This is a genomic window from Corynebacterium yonathiae (assembly GCF_027570195.1).
GTDB classification, from domain to species: domain Bacteria; phylum Actinomycetota; class Actinomycetes; order Mycobacteriales; family Mycobacteriaceae; genus Corynebacterium; species Corynebacterium yonathiae.
In genome coordinates this window covers 1-1,391 of record NZ_JAKMUZ010000042.1, presented here as the reverse complement: position 1 = coordinate 1,391, position 1,391 = coordinate 1, and the positions used below count along the sequence as shown (strand labels likewise).

Annotated in this window: 1 pseudogene; it reads right to left on the bottom strand. The window is 56.5% G+C overall.

The annotated features are described in order from the left end of the window. Positions 1-34 precede the first annotated feature (34 nt). Positions 35-1,295 (bottom strand): annotated as a pseudogene (locus tag L8V22_RS11580) (IS3 family transposase). Between the last annotated feature and the right edge of the window lie 96 nt (positions 1,296-1,391).

Sequence of the window (1,391 nt, the reverse complement as noted above, 5' to 3'; positions counted from 1 at the left end):
TGAACTGGCCCCCGAAAGTTGGACTGGTTTAATTCTAGGCGGTTAGGGCTTCAAGGGTCTGATTTCGATATTGCATCGGGGTTAGACCCTTGAGTCGTTGTTGGATGCGTTCGGTGTTGTACCACCGGATGTACTCGTCGATTGCCTGGTTGAACTCTGCGACGGTGTCGAAGGCTTCTCCGTGGTACATCTCGGTTTTCAGGTGGCCGAAGAAGTTCTCCATGACCGCGTTGTCGTAGCAGTTGCCTTTGCGTGACATCGATTGGACTCCCTGGTGCTGGCGAATCAGGGTGCGCCATGATGAGTGCTGGTATTGGAATCCTTGATCGGTGTGGATCATCCAGCCCGGCTGTGGAGCACACGCTTTGATCGCCTGCGCCAACGAAGCCGAGGTAAACGCCGTAGACGGCGATGTGGCCACTGTGTGGGCGACGATTGAGCGGTCGAACAGGTCCATCACCGGTGAGAGATACACCTTGCGGCCAGCGACTTTGAACTCGGTGACGTCGCTGACGAAGACAGTGTTGAGCCTATCGGGGGTGAAGTTGCGCTCGAGTGTGTTCTCAGCGATGTAGCTGATTGTGCCAGTGTAGGAGATGTAGGGCCTGCGCTGGCGAATCTTGGCTTTCAAGCCCATGGCGCGCATGAGCTTGTAGACAAGCTTGTGGTTGACCACCCAGCCCTGGTTACGCAGGTCGAGCAGTACCCGCCGGTAGCCGTAGCGGTGTTTGTTGCGCTGAAAACTGTCCCGGATCGCGTCTTTGAGCTCGGCATGTTTATCCGGTGCGGTGAGTCGTTTTTGGTGGTAGAAGAATGTCGAGCGTGCCATGCCGGCCGCATCCAGGAGGTAGTCCAAGCGGTGGTGTGACTTGAGGATGACGATTGCCTGGGCTTTCAGGCGTGTCCCTGGTTCCTCAAGTCTCGCAATTTTTTTAAGTAGGCGTTTTCCGCTTCCAGCCGCTCAACCTGGCGGCGAAGCTTTTCCTCTTCCGTGAGGCGTTTCGGCGCAGCCGATCCTTTGGGCCTGCCCTTCGGCTTCGGGCGCAGAGCCTCGTCGCCGCCTCTGCGCCACTTAGCCACCCAGTCCTTGACGAGGTGGTCGGATGAAAGATTGAACTCTCGGGCAAGATCCATCATCGACTCACCCGCAAGATGACGTTCTACAACCTCCTTCTTCGCCTCGAAGGAGTAGTGCTGCTTGTTTGGTTTCTCCACGAGACATAGTCTGCCACGCAGTTGGAAACGGCGATAAAGTCTACGCGTTGCGTCTCTCGAGACACCGACAACACGAGCAGCGGCTCGGCAACCCATTCCCTGCTCGAAAAGCTCCACTAACTGCTCACGCTGAACTTCACTCAGCGAACTACGTGCTCTCAAAGAAAATGCCCCCC